The following is a 4,800-nucleotide window of genomic DNA, read 5'->3' on the forward strand; positions in this document are numbered from 1 at the left end:
ATAAGCACCTTTACGGATACCTTCAAAGTCAGCTGTCTCGTGTTTACGACCAGGAATACCTTGACGGCTTAATACTAAGCTTGAAGGACCATCTTTACGTTCAACCGCAGCAACCCAAGCAACAGCCACTTCAGTTTCATCAGAAGGACGCCATACATCCATGTTAGGAATGTAACGCAGACCTGCTGTGTTTTCGATTGGTTGGTGAGTAGGACCGTCTTCACCCTGACCGATAGAGTCATGAGTCAAAATAGCGATTGTGCGTTGTTTCATCAATGCCGCCATACGTAAAGCAGACTTAGCATAGTCAGAGAACATGTGGAACGTACCACCGTAAGGCAGTAAACCACCGTGCAGTGCCATACCATTCATGATGGCATACATACCAAACTCACGAACACCGTATGAAATGTAGTTACCTGACTCTTTACCAGAAACATGTTTGAAGCTTGAACAGCTTGTCAGATTAGAACCTGTTAAGTCAGCAGAACCACCGATAAATTCTGGTAATTCAGGTGCTAAAGCAGTGATAACGTTTTGTGATGCTTTACGTGAAGCAACGCTTTCTGCTTTATCGTTGAAATCAGCGATCATTTTATCTGTGAATTGTTTCCAGTCAGCGGGTAATTCACCTGCCATGCGGCGTTTAAATTCAGCAGCTAATTCTGGGTATTCAGCAGCATAAGCGTCGAATTTTTTGTTCCATTCAGCTTCCGCAGCATCACCTTTCGCTTTCGCATCCCAACCCGCATAAACGTCTTCAGGAATAACAAAAGGTTCGTAGTCCCAACCTAACTCTTTACGAGTTAATGCAACTTCTTCTTCACCTAATGCCGCACCATGACAATCATGGCTAGCAGATTTGTTTGGTGAACCGAAACCAATGATGGTTTTACAGCAAATCAATGACGGTTTGTCAGTCACTTTTTTCGCTGCTTCAATAGCTGCATTGATTGCATCAGAGTCGTGACCATCTACTGATTGAACGTGCCAGCCGTAAGCTTCGAAACGTTTAACAGTGTCATCTGTGTACCAGCCATCAATGTGACCGTCGATAGAGATGTTGTTGTCATCCCAGAATGCGATCAGATTACCCAGACCCCATGTACCAGCAAGAGCACATGCTTCATGAGAAACACCTTCCATTAAACAACCATCGCCCATGAAGACATAAGTGTGGTGGTTAACGATGTCATGACCTGGCTTGTTGAATTGATCAGCCATCAGTTTTTCAGCCATCGCAAAACCAACACCGTTGGTGATACCTTGACCTAATGGACCTGTTGTTGTTTCAACACCTGGTGCATAACCATACTCTGGGTGACCTGCACATTGTGAATGTAATTGACGGAATGTTTTGAGTGAATCCATTGGCAAGTCATAACCTGACAAATGCAACAATGAATAAATCAACATTGAACCGTGACCATTAGATAGGATGAAACGGTCACGATCAGCCCAATTTGGGTTATTTGGGTTGTGTTTTAAATGGTCATTCCATAACACTTCGGCAATATCTGCCATACCCATAGGCGCACCGGGGTGACCCGAGTTTGCCTTTTGTACTGCATCCATGCTGAGCGCACGGATTGCATTAGCTAAATGTCTACGTGTAGCCATTATCTACATTCTCCTATTAAAAAAAATTAAGCTGCCCGCCATTTGATCGAGCAACCCATACTAGGTATTTGATTTTCTGGGCCGTGGCCTGTTTCTGCCACTTGTTTCATTGCTTCAAACAAATCTCGTCTGACATCAGATGCTGCGGCTTCTTTTCTACTGGCATCCAAACGACCGCGATATTGTAGTTGCAAATCACTGTTATAACCAAAAAAATCGGGTGTGCAGACTGCACCATAAGCCTGGGCAACCTGTTGTGTTTCGTCGTACAGATATGGAAATGAGAACGCTTGCTGTATCGCAAGCTGTTTCATATTGTCGAACGCGTCTTCAGGGTACTCGTTCACATCATTAGACATAATCGCGACAGAATTGATACCTAATGCTTTCAACTCATTCGTATCACGTACCAATCTATCTATTACCGCTTTTACATAAGGGCAATGGTTACAAATGAACATAACTAACAATCCATTTTCACCACGACAGTCTTCTAATGTCCAGATTTTACCGTCTGTTCCTGGCAGAGAAAAATCCACAGCAGGCAAACCAAATTCACAGACTGGTGTCTCTAAAGCCATAAACGCTCACTACAGTTATACTTTATGTCGTTTAAGATGAAAAACGACGCATGAAACTCTTTTGGAGTTCTGCATATTACCAGACAATTTACATAATGCGAAATGAAGCTGTCAGCGATTTTTAGCCTTGCCCTTTGCGATGATCTGTAAAAAAAGTAATGACTTAGATGAGGCACCGATGAAATTCCTCTCAGCCAATCGCAGCAGAAATAGAACAATTTCTGGCACTGCGCGGTTTCTTTGATCGCCTCAAGCTGAACATCGCATATTAAGGTGAACTGTTATCACTTCATGCCAACATCATGTTTTAATGTATTTATTGAATTACTACCTTTAATCAGGTTCATTTCCTAGCTGAGAATTTCATGGCTCAAAAAAAAGCGCCTTCTAAAAAGCGTACCCGCTCAAAAAAGTCATCACCACGTAGAAAAAAACAAACGGGGTTTATCAGCCGCGCAAGTTTGCTGAAAATTGCTTTTACTCTACTGGTTCTACTTGGCTTATTAACCCTTTTCCTTGATGTTCAGATTCGTAGTCAGTTTGAAGGCAAGCGCTGGGCTGTTCCTGCCAAGGTATATGCTCGCCCATTAGAGTTGTATGCTGGGGCTCCTGTCTCACTCTCCGACCTGAAAATTGAATTAAAAGGTTTGGGGTATCAATTTCGTTCAAAAGCCGCACAGCCTGGCCAGGCCGCCTTCTCCTCATCGAAGGCCATCATCGCCACACGTGGCTTTCGTTTTAGCGATGGCATGGAGCCGGCAAGAAAACTCATTCTCGACTTTAATGCTGAAGGTGTAACACGCCTAAGAGATTATCAAGGTCAGGATGTGCCATTGGTTCGCCTTGAACCTGTTCTGATAGGAGGCATCTACCCACTTAATAATGAAGACCGGGATCTTATTCAGTTAAAAGATGCCCCTCCGATGTTGAGCGAAGCTTTAATCGCTATCGAAGACAGAGATTTTTACCAGCATCATGGCATCTCCCCCAAAGGCATAGCCCGTGCTATGGTTGCCAATATTAAGGCTGGTAGCTTTGTTCAGGGTGGTAGTACCCTGACTCAACAGCTTATTAAGAACTTCTATCTCACCTCTGACCGTAGTCTGGTTAGAAAGCTACTCGAAATTCCGATGGCTTTATTGTTAGAGCTGCACTACGACAAAGATGACATTTTGGAAGCCTATCTGAATGAAGTCTATCTGGGACAAGATGGCGCACGAGCCATTCATGGTTTCGGTTTGGGTGCACATTACTTTTTCGCACAACCGCTACAAGAGTTAAAACTGCATCAGTTAGCATTACTTGCCGGCCTGGTGAAGGGGCCTTCTTATTACGACCCCAGACGCCACCCTGAGCGAGCAAAAAATCGACGCAATCTGGTGCTAAAAGTTTTGTATGAGCAAGATAAAATTACACAACAACAATATCAGCAAGCGAGAAATGCCAGCCTTGATGTTGTCGAGAAAGGCACACTATTAAAAGAAGCGTATCCAGCCTTTTTGGACTTAGTGAAACGACAATTACGTCGTGATTATCGTGATGAAGATCTGAACTCAGAAGGGCTACGGGTCTATACCAGCCTGGATCCGATCACTCAACGTCATGCTGAGTCATCTTTAAAATCCACCATTACGAGTCTGCAACAACACCATGGCTCTAAATTGAAATCGCTACAGGGCAGTATGGTAGTGACAGACCCACAAACGGGTGAAGTCCTAGCGGTCATAGGTGACAAAAATACACGCTATAAAGGCTTTAATCGCGCATTGGACTCTGTACGCCCCATCGGCTCGTTGGTAAAACCTGCCGTGTATTTAACAGCCTTAGAACAAGGTAAAACACTGGCCAGTATGGTGGATGATTCAAGCTTCACTCTGACACTTCCCAATGGTCAAACATGGAAACCACAAAACTTCAGCAAACAATCCCATGAGGATGTTTTACTGATTGATGCCTTAGCCCACTCTTACAACATAGCTACCGTTCGCCTTGGAATGGAAGCAGGTTTGGATGAGGTCATTAATACGTTGAACCGATTAGGCATTAAACGTCAGCTCGATGCCTACCCCTCGCTCTTATTAGGTGCTCAGGGCTTATCTCCGCTTGAAGTCGCGACAATGTATCAAACCATTGCTGCCAATGGTTTTCAGACCCCTGCCCGAGCTATTCGCACGGTCACAGACAGTCAAGGTGAAGCGCTATCCAGCTATCCATTCCAACTGCGTCAGACTATCGATGCAGATGATGTTTATCTGATTCAAACAGCCATGCAAGAAGTCACTCACAGTGGCACGGCTGCCAGCATTTACTCCAGCTTACCCAGTCATATCAATACTGCCGGTAAGACGGGCACAACCGATGATCAACGAGATAGCTGGTTTGCGGGTTTCAGCAATAATCGTCTCGCCGTGGTATGGCTTGGTCAGGATGATAATTCCCCCTTACCATTCACCGGTTCAGGCGGAGCGTTGCGTGTCTGGAAAAACTTTATGAGGAGTCAGCCTCTGGATTCGTTTGAGGCACCATTGCCTGACGATATAAAATGGCTCTGGATAGACACACAAACGGGCCTTTTATCAGCTCAAGAATGTGAACATTC

At 44.5% G+C, this 4,800-nt stretch carries 3 protein-coding genes; 1 reads left to right on the plus strand and 2 read right to left on the minus strand.

Annotation, left to right across the window (positions count from 1 at the left end; genetic code table 11):
- Positions 1 to 1,620, minus strand: a 1,620-nt coding sequence (tkt, locus tag B4K20_RS09105) for a transketolase (RefSeq protein ID WP_289282654.1), incomplete at its 3' end; no start/stop codon positions are given.
- Positions 1,621 to 1,646: 26 nt separating this feature from the next.
- Positions 1,647 to 2,201: a thioredoxin family protein gene (locus B4K20_RS09110; RefSeq protein ID WP_286305764.1), complete on the minus strand. Its 555-nt coding sequence runs from the start codon at positions 2,199 to 2,201 to the stop codon at positions 1,647 to 1,649.
- 365 nt (positions 2,202 to 2,566) lie between these two features.
- Between B4K20_RS09110 and mrcB the strand changes: the two genes are divergently transcribed.
- A partial coding sequence (gene mrcB / locus B4K20_RS09115; protein ID WP_289282655.1) for a penicillin-binding protein 1B occupies positions 2,567 to 4,800 on the plus strand: 2,234 nt, incomplete at its 3' end.

It is taken from the genome of Methylophaga sp. UBA5088 (genome assembly GCF_002414625.1).
Classification (GTDB): Bacteria; Pseudomonadota; Gammaproteobacteria; order Nitrosococcales; family Methylophagaceae; genus Methylophaga; species Methylophaga marina.